This is a genomic window from Ferrimonas sediminicola, assembly GCF_005116715.1.
Lineage (GTDB): Bacteria > Pseudomonadota > Gammaproteobacteria > Enterobacterales > Shewanellaceae > Ferrimonas > Ferrimonas sediminicola.
Genome location: NZ_SWCI01000004.1, coordinates 174204 through 189284, shown reverse-complemented (window position 1 = coordinate 189284; position 15081 = coordinate 174204). Strand labels below are relative to the sequence as shown.

Sequence of the window (15081 nt, the reverse complement as noted above, 5' to 3'; positions counted from 1 at the left end):
CGCGCATGGCGGCACTGTTTTCGCTGGTCCTGGTTCTGGTCACCCTGGGGACTGGCCTGGTCTGGCTACTGGATACGTTTTACCTGGCGCCGCGGCGCCAGCAGAAGCTGGCGTTTGCCAGTGCGCAGACCTCCGGTGACCTGCCGGAGGAGGCCAGAGACAAACTGGTGCAGGAACCCTGGCTGGTGGAGACCTCCAAGTCGATCTTCCCGGTGATCGCTTTCGTTCTGGTGCTGCGCTCCTTCCTGTGGGAACCCTTCCAGATCCCCTCAGGCTCGATGATGCCCACCCTGTTGGTGGGGGATTTCATCCTGGTGAACAAGCATGAATACGGTTTGAGGGATCCGGTATTCCGCGCCAAGTTCTGGGAGAATAACGACCCCCAGCGCGGTGACATCATCGTCTTCAAGTACCCCAAGGACACCCGCGTCGACTACATCAAGCGGGTGATCGGCCTGCCCGGTGACCGGGTGGTGTACCGCAACAAGACCCTCTACCTGCAGCCCAAGTGCGAGGCTGGTGTGGCCAAGTGCCCCGGGCTGGAGCCGGTGCAGTCTGTTGAGGTGAACCGGGATGAGTTCTTCCAGAACGGCTCTCCCCTGATGCGCCTCAGCGAGGATCTGGCCGGGGTGGACCACGACATTCTGATTAACCCCCGTCACCCCGAGCCCCTGCGCTATTACTACAAGCAGCCCGGTCGTCAGGCCGGTGACTGGGTGGTGCCCGAGGGCAGCTATTTTGTCATGGGGGACAACCGTGACAACAGCACCGACGGCCGTTTCTGGGGCTTTGTCCCCGAGGAGAACCTGGTGGGCAAGGCCACCGGTATCTGGATCTCCTTTGAGTTCGACCGCGATCGCAGCAGTGTGTTGCCCACCTGGGTGCCCACCGGCGTTCGCTTCAGCCGTATCGGCGGAATTGATTAAAGGTTAGCAGTGGCTGATTTACAACGTTTGCAGAGGCTGCTGGGCTATGAGTTTCAGCAGCCTCAATTATTACAGCAGGCCCTGACCCACAGAAGTGCGGGCAGTCGCCACAATGAGCGTCTCGAGTACCTGGGAGACGCAGTACTCTCCATGGTGGTTGCCGAGGACTTGTACCACAGGTTTCCCAAGGCCCCGGAGGGGGAGATGACCCGAATGCGGGCGACCCTGGTAAAGGGCGCCACCCTGGCGGAGATCGCCCGGGAGCTGAACCTGGGTGAATACATCAAACTGGGTCCGGGCGAGATGAAGTCCGGCGGCCATCGCCGGGAATCGATCCTGGCGGACGCGGTGGAGGCGGTGCTGGGCGCCATCTTCCTCGACGGTGGCATCGGGTGCTGCAAGCCGGTGTTGCTGGCCCTGTGGCAGCCCCGCCTGGACGCCATCCAGCCCGGGGCCGGCCAGAAGGATCCCAAGACCCGTCTGCAGGAGCTGCTCCAGTCGCGGCGCAAGCCCCTGCCGGCCTACGAGGTGATCACCGTCACCGGTGACGCCCATAATCAACAGTTTACCGTCCATTGCTGCGTATGCAATCTGGACGAACCCGTGGTGGGCAGGGGCAGTTCGCGCCGCAAGGCGGAGCAGGACGCCGCCGCCCGGGTCCTGGAGGTACTGGAATCATGACAGACACCACCTACTGCGGTTTCGTCGCCATCGTCGGCCGTCCCAACGTGGGCAAATCCACCCTGCTGAACAGACTGCTCGGCCAGAAGGTGAGCATCACCTCCCGCAAGCCGCAGACCACCCGTCACCGCATCATGGGGATCCACACCGAGGGACCCCGTCAGGTGATCTTCGTCGACACCCCCGGATTGCACGTCGAGGAGAAGCGGGCGATCAACCGCCTGATGAACCGGGCCGCCGCCAGCTCCCTGGCGGACGTGGAGCTGGTGCTGTTCGTGGTGGAGGGCACCAAGTGGACCGCCGACGATGAGATGGTGCTGAAGAAGCTCCGCCGCGGCGGTGATCATCGCAAGACCGCTCTGGTGGTCAACAAGATCGACCAGGTGAAGGACAAGGAGGCACTGCTGCCCCACCTGCAGCAGTTGCAGGAGCGGTTCAACTTCGACGCGGTGTTCCCGGTGGCCGCCGGCAAGGGGGGGGATATCTCTCCTATCATGGACCTCTCCCTGGCGAGCGTGTCCGAGTCGATCCACTACTTCCCGGAGGACTATGTCACCGATCGCAGCCAGCGCTTCATGGCGTCGGAGATCCTGCGTGAGAAGCTGATGCGCTTCATGGGGGATGAGCTGCCCTATGCCGCCACCGTGGAGATCGAGCAGTTCAAGGTGGATGAGAAGGGCACCTATCACATCAACGCCCTGATCCTGGTGGAGCGAACCGGCCAGAAGCGGATGGTGATCGGCAACAAGGGCGAGAAGATCCGCACCATTGGCCGGGAAGCCCGCATCGAGATGGAGAAGATGTTCGATACCAAGGTCTACCTGGAAACCTGGGTAAAGGTGAAATCCGGCTGGGCAGACGACGAGCGAGCGCTGCGCAGCCTGGGGTATGGGGACGATTAAGGTGGAGCCGGGTTGGCAGTCCGCCTATCTGCTGCACGCCCGCCCCTACCGTGAGCGCAGCCTGCTGGTAACCCTGCTGACGGAGGAGGAGGGCAAGGTGACGGCGGTGGCGCGCACCTCCGGCAAGCAGGGGGGCTTGATCAAAGCCGCCCTGCAGCCCTTCCAGCCCCTGAAGATCGCCCTGGCCGGCCAGGGCAGCCTCAAGACTCTCAAGGGGGTCGAAACCCTCTCCCTGCCTGTGCCTCTGAGCGGAGACAAGCTCTACTGCGGTTTGTACTTCAACGAATTGGCGGTACGATTACTGTCTGAGCTGGCCCAGTGCCCCGAGCTGTTCCAGGCCTACCACCAGTGCTTGCTGACCCTGGCCAGTGAGGAGCGGCATGAGCCGGTTTTGCGCTATTTCGAGTGGGCCCTGCTCAGCCACCTGGGCGAGGCACCGGCCCTGGAGTTGGACGCCATGGGAGAGCCCCTGGAGGCCGCCGGCCACTATGCCCTGGTGGTGGAGCAGGGGTTTGTCCCTGCCGCCCATGGCCGGGGCTATGCGGGTGCGATGTTGTTGGCCCTGGCCCGGCAACAGCTGGCAACGGACCACCTGGCCCAGGCCAAGCACCTGGCCCGGATCCTGCTCAGGCCCCACCTGGGCGATAAGCCCCTGCGCAGCAGGGAGCTGTTTATGAAACGAATCAACAACAAGGACTAGGCATGAGTATTCTTCTTGGGGTCAACATTGACCATATCGCCACCCTGCGTCAGGCCAGGGGCACCAGCTACCCGGATCCCGTGCACGCGGCGGCGGTGGCGGAGCATGCCGGCGCCGACGGCATCACCATCCATCTGCGCGAGGACCGACGCCACATCATCGACCGGGATGTTTACCTGTTGGCCCAGACCCTGAAGACCCGGATGAACCTGGAGATGGCGGTGACCGAGGAGATGCTGGCCATCGCCCTTGAGGTGAAGCCCACCTATGTCTGCCTGGTGCCGGAGAAGCGCGAAGAGCTGACCACCGAGGGCGGGCTGGATGTGGCCGGTCAGCTGGACAAGATGCTGGATGCAGTCTCCCGGCTGAAGCAGGCCGGCATCAAGGTGTCCCTGTTTATCGACGCCGACAAGACCCAGATCGACGCCGCGGTCAAGGTGGGGGCGCTCTACATCGAGATCCACACCGGCGCCTATGCCGATGCCGAGACGGAAGCCCAAGCGGAAGCGGAACTGGCCCGAATCCGTGGCGGGGCCGCCTACGCCGCGTCCCTGGGGCTGGTGGTCAATGCCGGTCACGGTCTTAACTACCACAACGTCAAGCCCATCGCCGCCATCCCCGAGATCTACGAGCTCAATATCGGCCACGCCATCGTCGCCCGGTCGGCCATTGACGGCCTGGATCTGGCGGTGCGGGACATGAAGCGGCTGATGCTGGAAGGGCGTCAGGGGAGCTGATGAGCATCAAAGGCCTGGGGACCGACATCGTCGAGATTGAGCGGATGGAGGCCCAGTACCAGCGGTTGGGTGAGAAGTTCGCCCGACGCATCCTGACCCCCAATGAGCTGGAGGAGCTGGCGTCCTCACGGGCCCCGGCGAGGCTGCTGGCCAAACGTTTTGCTGTCAAGGAGGCGGCGGGCAAGGCCCTGGGAACCGGCATTGGCCGGGGGGTCTCCTTCCAGCACATCGAACTGGGGCACAACGCCGACGGGGCGCCCCAGTTGATCCTCACCGAGGGGGCCCTGGCGCGGATGCAGGCCCTGGGGGCCCAGCAGGCCCACATCAGCCTGGCGGACGAGCGGCGCTACGCGGTCGCCACCGTGGTGCTCAGCTAGCGCGTTGCCCCAGAGTAGTCAAAGGCCACCCAAGGGTGGCTTTTTTTGTCAGGCTCGGCGTCGGATCTAGAACTTCACCTCGGTGTTGAAGCCCAGCACGGTCAGGCTCTGCTGCTGCTGATGCTGAAACTGCAGATCCAGGGAGAGGGAGAACCGGCCCACCCGATAGCCGGTACCGACCCGGGCGCCCAGCCCCTCGTGAACCTGGCGGGTGAGCAGGGTCGACTCCTGGCGTGTCAGGCCCAGGGAGGTCTCGGTATACCAGGGGGAGTTGCCCCACTGAGAGTGCAGGGTCAGGGGGAGCTGGCTGAAGTTGGGATCCTGGGTGACCAGGGTTGGCGCCTGAACCCACTGAATCTCCGCGTTTACGGTCAGTGGTATCAGTGACAGCAGCAGCGTTGCAGCTTCCAGGGCTTTGCCCCTGCGTTGGTGCATCACCTCTTCCTCCCCCGAAAATGAAAGACCGGGTCGGCGAACCGATCCGGTCTTTCAGTATAGAAGAGATAATCAAAGGGGGAGTCTATTTTAGCTGTATCACCCGCACCGTAGTCACCACGCTTTCGTTGGCTTCCAGCACCTCGATCTGGTAATCACCTATGGTCAGGCGGGTGTGCACGGCGGGGATCTCCTCCAGGGTCTCCACCACCAGGCCATTGAGGGTCTTAGGGCCATCGGTGGGGAACTTCCAGTTCATCTCCCGATTCATGTCGCGGATGTTGATGCTGGCGTCCACATCGAAGCTTCCGTCCTCGTTACGGTTGATCTCGTCGCTGACCGCCGGCTGCAGTCCGGTGGTGAAGTCCCCGACGATCTCCTCCAGGATATCCTCCAGGGAGACCAGGCCCTGGATGTCGCCGTACTCATCCACCACCAGCCCCAGCCGCTCCTTGGCCCGCTGGAATTTCAGCAGTTGTACATTCAGCGGCGTGCCCTCCGGCACGTAGTAGATCTCGCGTACCTCCCGCAGCAGGGTGGCCTTGTCGCTCACCTCCTGATCCCGGGTCATCAGCCGCAGCAGGTCCGACAGGTGCAGGAACCCGACCACGTCATCGATGTTGCCCCGGTAGAGCAGCACCTTGGAGTGGGGGCTGTGGGTCAGCTGCTTCATCATGGTCTTGAAGTCGTCGTTGATGTCGATGGCGTACAGCTCATTGCGGGGCACCATCACATCCTCCACCGTCACCTTCTCCAGATCCAGGATGGAGACCAGCATTTCCCGGTGGCGCCGCGGGATCATGGCGCTGGCCTCGTTCAGCACCGAGCGCAGCTCATCGGCGGAGAGATCGTCGCCGTCGCCGTGCAGCGGGCGGACACCGACGATGGAGAGCAGGGCATTGCTGATGCTGTTGACCAGCCACACCAGAGGGTAGAACAGGGTCATCAGCGGCCGCAGCACCAGGCTGTTGGGGTAGGCCAGCTTCTCCGGGTAGAGCGCCGCCAGGGTCTTGGGGGTTACCTCGGCAAAGATCAGCACGATAAAGGTAAGGGCGCCGGTGGCCACCGCCGGGCCCCAGGCGCCGAACCAGCGTTGACAGACGATGGTGGCCAGGGAGGCGGCCGCCAGGTTGACGATGTTGTTGCCAATCAGGATCAGGCCAATGAGCCGATCTGGGCGCTCCAGCAGCTGTTCGGCGCGGCTGGCCCCCTTGTGGCCCTGCTGGCTGAGGTGTCGGAGCCGGTAGCGGTTCAGCGACATCATCGCGGTTTCCGTACCGGAGAAGAAGGCGGAGAGGCAGATAAGGACAGCCAGTACAATAAGCAGGCTGTCGGTGGATATGTCGTCCAAGTCGGGGCAATCCTATAAGGCGGCTGAAAGGGTAGAGTCGGGAAATGGCTGCCTCCTGTCAAGAGGCAGCCCGTTGGCTCAGCCGATAAGCAGTTCCCGCACCAGGCGGTTTCCGAAGTAGGCCAGGGTCAGCAGGGTGACACCGGACATGGAGTAGATGATGGCGCTGCGGATGCGGATCCCCTGGGTGCGGTGGCGCAGCAGCATGGTGCCGTACACCAGCCAGGCGGCAATGGCCAGGATCGCCTTATGGGCCTGACCGCTGCCGAAGAAGCCGTCGAGGAACAGGAAGCCGGTGATCAGGGACAGGCTCAGCAGCACAAAACCGATCATCACGAAGTGGTACAGCTGCTTCTCCACCGTCATCAGCGGGGGCAGGGTCGACTCCAGCATCAGCTTGCGATCCTTGAGGCGACGGTTGATGCTGGCCAGCTGGATGGCGTACAGGGCGGCGATCAGGAACACCGAGTACGCCAGCAGCGAGGTGCCCACATGGGTGAACAGGGCCGGGTCGTTAAACAGGTAGCCCTCGTTCTGCGGCAGCAGCACCATGCCGGCGGCGCCGAAGATGCCGCAGATGTACACCGCGGGCACCACCACGATCACCTTGATGCGGGTCAGCATCACGGTGATGGCGGTGGTGATCATCAGCATCACCATGGAGGCGGTGTTCACCAGACTGTAGTGTTGGCTGCCATTCTCCAGGATCTGGGGGATCAGGGCGGCAGCGTGGCACAGTACGCCCACCGCGCCGGCCAGGGTGGCCAGCCTGCGATTGGGACCTTTGGGGTGCAGCAGTTTGCTGGCGACCAGGTAGAAGGCCAGGCCGTAGCCAATGATTGCGCTGATGGCAAAAAACTCCATAGTGCCTCTTTACCTCACAAAAGAATGATGTCGATCGGGTAACGCTCCCAATTTCCCAAGCTTATCATGCACTCCGGGCTTTGGGCAGCGGCTATATTCCCAATTTGGATGGTGAATTTTATCTGTTTGTGACCGATGATCCCCTGGTTTGGTTCCCCAGGCCGGGGGTGGCCGTTTGTGTTTGTCTCAGACGCGCCGTTATAATGCGGTCGATTGATCATTAACCTATGCAGCAGGCGATGTTCCAGAATTTATCCGAACGCTTGGGCCAGACGCTGAAGAACATCAGCGGCCGTGGCCGTCTTACCGAAGACAATATTAAAGAGACCCTGCGCGAAGTGCGTATGGCGCTGCTGGAAGCCGACGTGGCTCTGCCGGTGGTTCGCGACTTCGTGGCCAAGGTGCGCGAGCGCGCCGTGGGGACCGAGGTGTCCAAGAGCCTGACCCCGGGTCAGGCGTTCATCAAGATCGTTCAGGGTGAGTTGGAAGCGGCCATGGGCCAGTCCAACGAGGCCCTGAACCTGGCCAGTCAGCCGCCGGCCATCGTGATGATGGCCGGCCTGCAGGGCGCCGGTAAGACCACCAGTGTGGGCAAGCTGGCCAAGTTGCTCAAGGAGCGCAACAAGAAGTCGGTGCTGGTGGTCAGTGCCGACGTCTATCGTCCGGCGGCGATCAAGCAGCTGGAGACCCTGGCCGGTGACATCGGCGTGGAGTTCTTCCCCTCCGACACCAGCCAGAAGCCGGTGGAGATCGCCACCGCCGCGGTGGATCATGCCCGCAAGAAGTTCATCGATGTGGTGATCGTCGATACCGCCGGCCGTCTTCACGTCGATGCCGACATGATGGACGAGATCAAGGCGCTTCACGCCGCCATCAATCCGGTGGAAACCCTGTTCACCGTGGATGCCATGACGGGTCAGGACGCCGCCAATACCGCCAAGGCGTTCAATGAAGCGCTGCCGCTGACCGGTGTGATCCTCACCAAGGTGGACGGTGACGCCCGCGGCGGCGCCGCCCTCTCTATCCGTCACATCACCGGCAAGCCGATCAAGTTCCTGGGTGTGGGTGAAAAGACCGATGCCCTCGAGCCCTTCCACCCCGACCGGGTGGCCTCCCGCATCCTGGGGATGGGGGATGTGCTCTCGCTGATCGAGGAGGTGGAGCGCAAGGTGGACAAGGGCCAGGCTGAGAAGCTGGCCAAGAAGCTGAAGAAGGGCGAAGGGTTTGACCTGCTGGACTTCCGCGACCAGTTGCGCCAGATGCACAACATGGGCGGGATGATGGGGATGCTGGAGAAGCTGCCCGGCGTGGGCCAGCTGCCCCCTGAGGCCCTGGCCCAGGTCCAGGACGACAAGATGACTCGCCAGATGGAGGCGATCATCAACTCCATGACCCCGGGTGAACGCGCCCGTCCCGACATCATCAAGGGATCCCGCAAACGGCGTATTGCCGCCGGCTCCGGCACCCAGCTGCAGGATGTGAACCGTCTGCTGAAGCAGTTCACCCAGATGCAGAAGATGATGAAGAAGATGAAGGGCGGTGGCATGAAGAAGATGATGCGCGGTATGGGTGGCATGCTGCCCCCGGGGATGAAGATGCCCCGTCGCTGATTCCAGCGGCCTGACTTCCGGCTGCTACACTCGATGGTGGTGGCCACAGAACCGCCGAAATGGTTGCAATGCGCATGCATTCAGGTAAAATCGGCGGGCTTTCTACCTTGGGGTCCTTACGGGCCCCAATTCTATTGCTGTAAAACCATTAGAGGAATTACCTTATGGTAACCATTCGTTTAGCCCGTGGTGGCGCTAAAAAGCGTCCCTTTTATCAAGTGGTTGTAGCTGATTCTCGCTGCAAGCGCGATGGCCGCTTCATCGAGAAGATCGGCTTCTTCAACCCTATCGCTGCCGGTCAGGAAGAGCGTGTACGTCTGGACCTGGATCGCGTTGATCACTGGGTATCCCAGGGCGCTTCCCTGTCCGATCGCGTAGCCACTCTGGTGAAGGACGCCCGTAAAGCTGCGGCTTAATGGGTGTTGGTTAGGGGTAAGTTGATGAAACAGCAGGAACTGATGATGGTGGGCCGATTGGGTGCGCCACATGGGATTCGGGGCTGGATGAAGGTCAACCCCTTTACCGAAGATCGAGAGGGTATCTTCGAGTACCGTCCTTGGTTGGTGACCCGGGGTGGGGTGCAGCAGGAGATGAAGGTGCTGGATTGGCGTCGTCAAAACAACGGCCTGATCGTGCGCCTGGAAGGGGTTGAGGACCGCGATGCGGCAGCAGCCTACACCAACTGCGACATCTCTATCTCTGCCGACCAGCTGGCTGAGCTGCCGGAAGACGAGTTCTACTGGCGTGAGCTTATCGGCTGCAAGGTGGTGAACACCCAGGGGTACGACATGGGTACCGTTTCCGGAGTCCTGGAAACCGGCGCCAATGACGTGTTGGAGATCAAGGCGAACCCGAAAGACGCCTTTGGCAAAAGAGAACGTCTGGTTCCTTTTGTCCCGGAGCAGTTCATCCTCGAGGTGAACAAATCCGACAAACTTATTACCGTTGACTGGGACCCAAGTTTTTAATGACACAAGCGAACGCAATGTGGTTGGGGGTCGTGACCCTGTTTCCCGAGATGTTTCGTGCAGTGACAGAGTTTGGGGTAACCGGTCGCGCCGTGAAAAACGGCTTGATTGGATTGCAGACGTGGAATCCCCGTGATTTCACCCATGACCGGCATCGTACCGTGGATGACCGCCCCTATGGCGGTGGCCCGGGGATGCTGATGATGGTGCAGCCCCTGCGTGACGCCATCCGTGCGGCCAAGGCCGAAGCGGGTGATGAGGCCAAGGTGATCTACCTGTCGCCTCAGGGCCGTCCCCTGACCCAGAAGGGTGTGGAGGAGCTGGCTCAGAATAAGCGCATGGTGCTGGTGTGTGGTCGCTACGAAGGTATCGATGAACGCATCATCCAGTCGGAAGTTGATGAGGAGTGGTCCGTTGGTGACTATGTTCTCAGTGGCGGTGAGCTGCCGGCCATGAACTTGATCGACGCCGTATCCAGGCTGGTGCCTGGGGTGTTGGGAAAGCAGGCCTCGGCAGAGCAGGACTCCTTTTCGGATGGCCTGCTGGATTGTCCTCACTACACCCGCCCGGAGGTTCTGGACGGTCAACAGGTTCCGCAAGTCCTGTTAAGCGGCAATCATGAATCGATTCGGCGCTGGCGGTTGCAGCAGTCCCTGGGACGCACCTGGCAACGACGGCCCGAGTTACTTGACAACCTAGCTCTGACTGACGAGCAAGCCAAGCTGCTTGCCGAGTTCGTCGCCCATCAGGGTCAGGATGAACGTTAGAGTTTTCAGTTTAATCTAGGAAGAGAGACATTATGAGCAACATCATTAAGCAGCTTGAACAAGAGCAAATGAAGCAGGACGTACCCGCGTTCGGCCCTGGTGACACCGTTACTGTGCAGGTTCGTGTAACCGAAGGTAACAAGACCCGTCTCCAGGCTTTCCAGGGTGTGGTTATCGCCAAGCGTAACCGTGGCCTGCACTCTGCGTTCACTGTACGTAAAATCTCTAATGGTGAAGGCGTAGAGCGTGCGTTCCAGACTCACTCTCCGCTGGTAGAAAGCATCAAAGTAGAGCGTCGTGGTCGCGTTCGTCGTGCCAAACTGTACTACCTGCGTAGTCGTACTGGTAAGGCTGCCCGTATCCGCGAGCGCCTCAACTAAGAATCTCTTAGTTGAAACTGGTAAAAGCCCGCCCCCTCGGCGGGCTTTTATCGTTTTATAAGGCTTTCCCCCCGAACTCGCATCCAGTTCAGCATTTACTTGCATCTCCTACCCATAAAAGGCATGGTGAACTCAGGCCGGAAGCACCGGTTGGGTTAACTTACCCGTCGAATCGCTTTACCGATGGGTCATACTTGGAGATGCAGAAATGCAAAAGGACAGTATTAACAACATCCACATTCAATCTGAACAGGTCCTGATTACCCCGGAGCAGCTGAAGCAGGCGCTGCCCCTCTCCGAGCATGCCTATCGATATATCAACGGCGCCCGCGCCCAGGTCGCCGACATCGTCCACAAGCGTGACAACCGCTTGCTGGTGGTCACCGGTCCCTGTTCCATCCACGATGTGGAGGCGGCCAAGGAGTATGCCCTGAAGCTGAAGGGGCTGCAGGAGGAGCTCAAGGATCAGATGCTGATCCTGATGCGGGTCTACTTCGAGAAGCCCCGTACCACCGTCGGCTGGAAGGGGCTGATCAACGATCCGGACATGGACAACTCCTTCGACGTGGCCAAGGGGCTGCGCACCGCCAGAGAGCTGTTGATCTGGCTGGCGGAGCTGGAACTGCCGGTGGCCACCGAGGCCCTGGATCCCATCAGCCCGCAGTACCTGGCGGAGCTGTTCTCATGGTCCGCCATCGGCGCCCGCACCACCGAATCCCAGACTCACAGGGAGATGGCCTCCGGTCTCTCCATGCCGGTGGGCTTCAAGAACGGCACTGACGGCAAGCTGGATGTGGCGATGAACGCCCTCAAGTCCGCCGCCAGCGGCCACCGTTTCATGGGGATCAACCAGGCGGGGCAGGTGGCCCTGCTGCAGACCCAGGGCAATCCGGATGGTCATGTGATCCTCCGGGGCGGCGCCCAGCCCAACTACGATTCGGTCAATGTTGAGATGTGCACCCGCCAGCTGCACGAGGCGGGGCTGAACTCTCGACTGATCGTCGACTGCAGTCACGGCAACTCCTCCAAGGACCACCGCCGTCAGCCGCTGGTGGCCCGCAACGTGTTCAACCAGATCATCGAGGGCAACACCTCCATCATCGGCATCATGCTGGAGAGTCACCTCAATGAGGGCAGCCAGTCTTCGGATCTGCCCCGGGAGGAGATGGCCTATGGCGTCTCCATCACCGATGCCTGCATCGACTGGGTGACCACCGCCAGCCTGCTGCGCCAGGGTGCAGAGGAGCTGGCTCCCGTCCTGCCAACCCGATTCGGAGGTGTGTGATGGCCGAGAGAAGCAGTATCGAGCTGGAGCGGTTACGGGACCGCATCGATGAGGTGGACAAGGAGCTGCTCAGCCTGCTGCGCCGCCGCCTGGACCTGGTGTCCGAGGTGGGGGTGATCAAGCATGAACAGGGGCTGCCCATCTATGCCCCCAAGCGGGAGGCGGCGATGCTGATGAAGCGTCGTGACGAGGCCACCCTGATGGGGGTGCCGCCGCAGCTGATCGAGGATCTGCTGCGCCGGATCATGCGCGAATCCTACGCCAGTGAGAACGACGTGGGCTTCAAGTGCATCAATCCGGATGTGGGGCCGGTGGTGATCGTCGGCGGCGCCGGTAAGCTCGGTACCCTGTTCAGTCAGCTGTTCCGTCTCTCCGGCTACGAAGTGCGGATCCTCGATAAGCAGGACTGGCCCAATGCCGAGGCGATCTTCAGCGGCGCCGGGGTGGTGGTGGTGTCGGTGCCGATTCACGACACCACCCAGGTGATCGAGCGACTGCCGACCCTGCCCGACGACTGCGTACTGCTGGATCTCACCAGCATCAAGCAGGCGCCGCTGGCGGCGATGCTGGCCAGGCACCCGGGGCCGGTGGTGGGGCTGCACCCGATGTTCGGCCCGGATCTGGCCAGCCTGGCCAAGCAGGTGGTGGTGGTGTGTCACGGCCGTGAAGAGCGGAAGTACGCCTGGCTGCTGGAGCAGATCCGCATCTGGGGCGCCCGTCTGCACGAGGCGTCGGCCGCTGAGCATGACCAGGCGATGCAGCTGGTGCAGGCGATGCGCCACTTTACCGCCTTCGTCTATGGCGCCCATCTGCGCCGGGAGCGGGCGGATCTGGATCAGCTGCTGCAGTTCAGTTCCCCCATCTACCGGCTGGAGCTGGCGATGGTGGGGCGCCTGTTCGCCCAGGATGCCCGGCTTTACGGCGACATCATCTTCTCCCAGCCCGACACCCTGGCGCGGGCGCGCCACTACCTGGAGCGCTATCAGGAGTCCCTGAAGCTGCTGGAGCGGGGCGACAAGGCGGAGTTCGAGGCCCAGTTCGACGAGATCGCCCAGTGGTTCGGTGATTTCGCCCAGCAGTTCCAGAGCGAGAGCGGCAACATGCTGCTCAGTGCCAACGACAATCGCTGCGAGTCCTAGACGGTTTGGGCGGGATAACAGAAAGGGGCCGTCAGGCCCCTTTTTGGGTGTCGTTCGCGGCTTACTCCAGCTCCGTCGGCAGAATCCGTTCGCTCTGGTAACAGCCCAGTACCTTGACGAAACGGGTGATGGGCACCAGCTCCGACAGGGCCTGTTGCATCGCCTCACTGCTCAGGTTGGCCTCCACATCCAGGTAGAACATCTCCTCCCACGGGTTGCCCGGAATGGGGCGGCTGGTGAGCTTGCTCATGATCAGGCCGTTGTTCTTCAGCACCAGCAGCGCGTCCACCAGGGCGCCCGCCCTCTGACCGGTGGCCATGATCAGCGTGGTTTTGGCCGGCACCTGCACCGGCACCTCCTTGGCCTTGCGGGCCACCAGGATGAAGCGGCTCTCGTTCTCCGCCTGGTTGGCCAGCTTGGCTCGGCGTACCTCCAGGCCGTAGAGATCCCCCCCCGCCTTGCTGGCGATGGCCGCCTTGGTGGGGTCCTGGCTGTTGGCCACCTGGGCCATGGCGTGGGCGGAGCTGGCGCAATACTCCAGCTTGACCCCGGAGTAGCCGCGCAGGTGGTTGCTGCACTGAGAGATCACCTGGGGATGGGCATAGATGGTGTCGATGGCCTCCAGATCGGCGCCCGGGAGGGTCAGCAGGCAGTGGCCGATGGTTTCGGTGGTCTCGCCGACGATCTGCAGATGGGTCTGCTGCAGCAGGTCATAGACCTCGTTGATGGAGCCGGATGAGGTGTTTTCGATGGGCAGGATGCCGTAGTCGGCGTTGCCCTGTTCTACCGCCTGGACCACTTCATGGAAGTCGGGGCAGCCCAGTTCGACGATCGACTTGTCCCGGCGGGCAAAATAGCCCTGGGCGGCGATGTGGCTGTAGGAGCCCCGCGCCCCCAGGTAGGCGACCCGCACCAGGTCCTGGCTGGTGTTCTGCCGTCCCTGCAGCCAGGCCTGTTGCCGCAGTACCGAGTCCTCGATGATGGTCTGGAACAGTCTCACCACGTACTGGGCATCCAACCCCTGCTCCTTGCCCAGGGCCACCAGCTTCTCCAGTAACTGTTGTTCCCGCTCCTGATCCCGCACCGGCTTGAGGTCGATCTCCTTGCTGCGGGCAACGTTCAGCGTCAGCTGACGGCGCCTGGCCAGCAGGGCCAGCAGGTCACTGTCCACCTGGTTGATGTCGGTTCTTATCTTGTTTAAATCCATCTTATCCTCGTTGCTGCGATGAGGGCCTGGCCCGCCGATACAAAAAAGCCTCCCGGGAGGGAGGCTTGCAGGGTCTTCGATTTTCGTTTTGGCACCCGCGTGTCGCCTCCCTATCTGGGTGGTGCAAAAAAGAAAATAAAAAAGCCGTGATTCTGAATTTTTAGCATGGGGTTACACTAGCGGTTCGCTGTTGCTTTTGTCAACAACGCAAAGCGCCGGCGATTGCCGGCGCGCTCCTGGTCAGGTGTTCAGTGGGGTATCAGGCCGCACTCTCCTCCGCTTCCATCGCCACCTCGGCGGCGGCGGGCTTGACGTGGCGCTTGGCCTGGTCCTTGTGGGCGTGGCGGTTCAGCTGACGCTCCAGTTTCTGACCCATCTGGTTGATGGCGTTGTACAGGTTCTCATGAGAAGCTTTAGCAAACAGTTTGCCGCTCGGTACGCTCATGGAGGCTTCTATCTGAAAGTCGTTGCCCTCCTGGGTGATGATCACATGGGGGCTGATCAGGTCGACGTCGTGTCGGTCCAGTTTTTCAAAGCGGCTTTCGATGCGCTCACGGATGGGGTCGGTTACGGCGAGGTGTTTGCTGGTGATTTCAATTCTCATAGAGTTCCCCTTCTGTTGACCCAAATTCAGGCTCAACTTCAGACTACTCCCACTTTCGCTTGCGGGTAAAGTGATTTGGGTCACCTTTTTATCGAATGTCGGAAAGATGCACAAACGGTTCAGCAGAGGTTAAAAAAACACAGATTTC

17 protein-coding genes and 1 pseudogene are annotated in these 15081 nt (G+C 61.5%); 13 read left to right on the top strand and 5 right to left on the bottom strand.

The annotated features are described in order from the left end of the window. The first annotated feature begins 5 nt into the window (after nucleotides 1-5). The 6 genes from lepB to acpS are packed head-to-tail and all read left to right on the top strand — an operon-like array spanning nucleotide 6 to nucleotide 4323. The gene (gene lepB / locus FCL40_RS08495; RefSeq protein ID WP_136852762.1) at nucleotides 6-926 is read left to right on the top strand and encodes a signal peptidase I; all 921 of its coding nucleotides are present in this window, start codon (nucleotides 6-8) and stop codon (nucleotides 924-926) included. A gap of 9 nt (nucleotides 927-935) precedes the next feature. Then, the gene (gene rnc / locus FCL40_RS08490) at nucleotides 936-1607 is read left to right on the top strand and encodes a ribonuclease III (RefSeq protein ID WP_136852760.1); all 672 of its coding nucleotides are present in this window, start codon (nucleotides 936-938) and stop codon (nucleotides 1605-1607) included. Next, the gene (era, locus tag FCL40_RS08485) at nucleotides 1604-2509 is read left to right on the top strand and encodes a GTPase Era (protein ID WP_229360297.1); all 906 of its coding nucleotides are present in this window, start codon (nucleotides 1604-1606) and stop codon (nucleotides 2507-2509) included. Before rnc ends, era begins: the two co-directional genes overlap by 4 nt. Continuing rightward, nucleotides 2496-3209, top strand: a complete 714-nt coding sequence (gene recO, locus FCL40_RS08480) for a DNA repair protein RecO (protein WP_136852757.1) — start codon at nucleotides 2496-2498, stop codon at nucleotides 3207-3209. Before era ends, recO begins: the two co-directional genes overlap by 14 nt. A 2-nt stretch (nucleotides 3210-3211) precedes the next feature. Beyond that, complete coding sequence (gene pdxJ / locus FCL40_RS08475; RefSeq protein ID WP_136852755.1) at nucleotides 3212-3946, top strand: pyridoxine 5'-phosphate synthase; 735 nt, start codon at nucleotides 3212-3214, stop codon at nucleotides 3944-3946. After that, the gene (gene acpS, locus FCL40_RS08470) at nucleotides 3946-4323 is read left to right on the top strand and encodes a holo-ACP synthase (protein WP_136852753.1); all 378 of its coding nucleotides are present in this window, start codon (nucleotides 3946-3948) and stop codon (nucleotides 4321-4323) included. The genes pdxJ and acpS overlap by 1 nt, the downstream gene beginning before the upstream one ends. Before the next feature lie 66 nt (nucleotides 4324-4389). Here acpS and FCL40_RS08465 read toward each other — a convergent pair whose 3' ends face one another. The 3 genes from FCL40_RS08465 to FCL40_RS08455 all read right to left on the bottom strand — a co-directional run bounded on the left by FCL40_RS08465 (nucleotide 4390) and on the right by FCL40_RS08455 (nucleotide 6973). Continuing rightward, nucleotides 4390-4758, bottom strand: a complete 369-nt coding sequence (locus FCL40_RS08465) for a hypothetical protein (RefSeq protein ID WP_136852751.1) — start codon at nucleotides 4756-4758, stop codon at nucleotides 4390-4392. Nucleotides 4759-4843: 85 nt separating this feature from the next. Beyond that, nucleotides 4844-6109 carry an HlyC/CorC family transporter gene (locus FCL40_RS08460; protein ID WP_136852749.1) on the bottom strand — a complete coding sequence of 422 codons (1266 nt, stop codon included), beginning with the start codon at nucleotides 6107-6109 and terminating at the stop codon, nucleotides 4844-4846. Between the two features lie 78 nt (nucleotides 6110-6187). Further along, nucleotides 6188-6973: a cytochrome C assembly family protein gene (locus FCL40_RS08455; RefSeq protein WP_136852747.1), complete on the bottom strand. Its 786-nt coding sequence runs from the start codon at nucleotides 6971-6973 to the stop codon at nucleotides 6188-6190. Nucleotides 6974-7212: 239 nt separating this feature from the next. On the opposite strand from FCL40_RS08455, the gene ffh reads away from it, so the two are divergent. The 7 genes from ffh to tyrA all read left to right on the top strand — a co-directional run bounded on the left by ffh (nucleotide 7213) and on the right by tyrA (nucleotide 13122). Beyond that, complete coding sequence (gene ffh, locus FCL40_RS08450; protein ID WP_136852745.1) at nucleotides 7213-8583, top strand: signal recognition particle protein; 1371 nt, start codon at nucleotides 7213-7215, stop codon at nucleotides 8581-8583. Nucleotides 8584-8747: 164 nt separating this feature from the next. Continuing rightward, nucleotides 8748-8999 carry a 30S ribosomal protein S16 gene (gene rpsP / locus FCL40_RS08445; RefSeq protein ID WP_136852743.1) on the top strand — a complete coding sequence of 84 codons (252 nt, stop codon included), beginning with the start codon at nucleotides 8748-8750 and terminating at the stop codon, nucleotides 8997-8999. 21 nt (nucleotides 9000-9020) lie between these two features. Beyond that, complete coding sequence (gene rimM, locus FCL40_RS08440; protein ID WP_169307048.1) at nucleotides 9021-9551, top strand: ribosome maturation factor RimM; 531 nt, start codon at nucleotides 9021-9023, stop codon at nucleotides 9549-9551. 17 nt (nucleotides 9552-9568) lie between these two features. Beyond that, the gene (trmD, locus tag FCL40_RS08435) at nucleotides 9569-10318 is read left to right on the top strand and encodes a tRNA (guanosine(37)-N1)-methyltransferase TrmD (protein WP_136853007.1); all 750 of its coding nucleotides are present in this window, start codon (nucleotides 9569-9571) and stop codon (nucleotides 10316-10318) included. 32 nt (nucleotides 10319-10350) lie between these two features. Continuing rightward, a complete protein-coding gene (rplS, locus tag FCL40_RS08430) occupies nucleotides 10351-10698 on the top strand; it encodes a 50S ribosomal protein L19 (RefSeq protein WP_084643864.1) in 348 nt (115 codons plus the stop codon). A 208-nt stretch (nucleotides 10699-10906) separates the two neighbouring features. Beyond that, entirely contained in the window at nucleotides 10907-11983 is a 1077-nt protein-coding gene (locus tag FCL40_RS08425) for a 3-deoxy-7-phosphoheptulonate synthase (protein WP_136852740.1), read from the top strand. Continuing rightward, complete coding sequence (tyrA, locus tag FCL40_RS08420; RefSeq protein WP_136852738.1) at nucleotides 11983-13122, top strand: bifunctional chorismate mutase/prephenate dehydrogenase; 1140 nt, start codon at nucleotides 11983-11985, stop codon at nucleotides 13120-13122. The genes FCL40_RS08425 and tyrA overlap by 1 nt, the downstream gene beginning before the upstream one ends. A 67-nt stretch (nucleotides 13123-13189) precedes the next feature. Here the strand turns inward: tyrA and FCL40_RS08415 are convergent. Further along, a pseudogene (locus tag FCL40_RS08415) lies at nucleotides 13190-14329 on the bottom strand (chorismate mutase); the annotation flags it as partial. A 259-nt stretch (nucleotides 14330-14588) separates the two neighbouring features. Next, nucleotides 14589-14933, bottom strand: coding sequence for a ribosome hibernation-promoting factor, HPF/YfiA family (hpf, locus tag FCL40_RS08410; RefSeq protein ID WP_136852734.1), 345 nt, complete (start codon nucleotides 14931-14933; stop codon nucleotides 14589-14591). Between the last annotated feature and the right edge of the window lie 148 nt (nucleotides 14934-15081).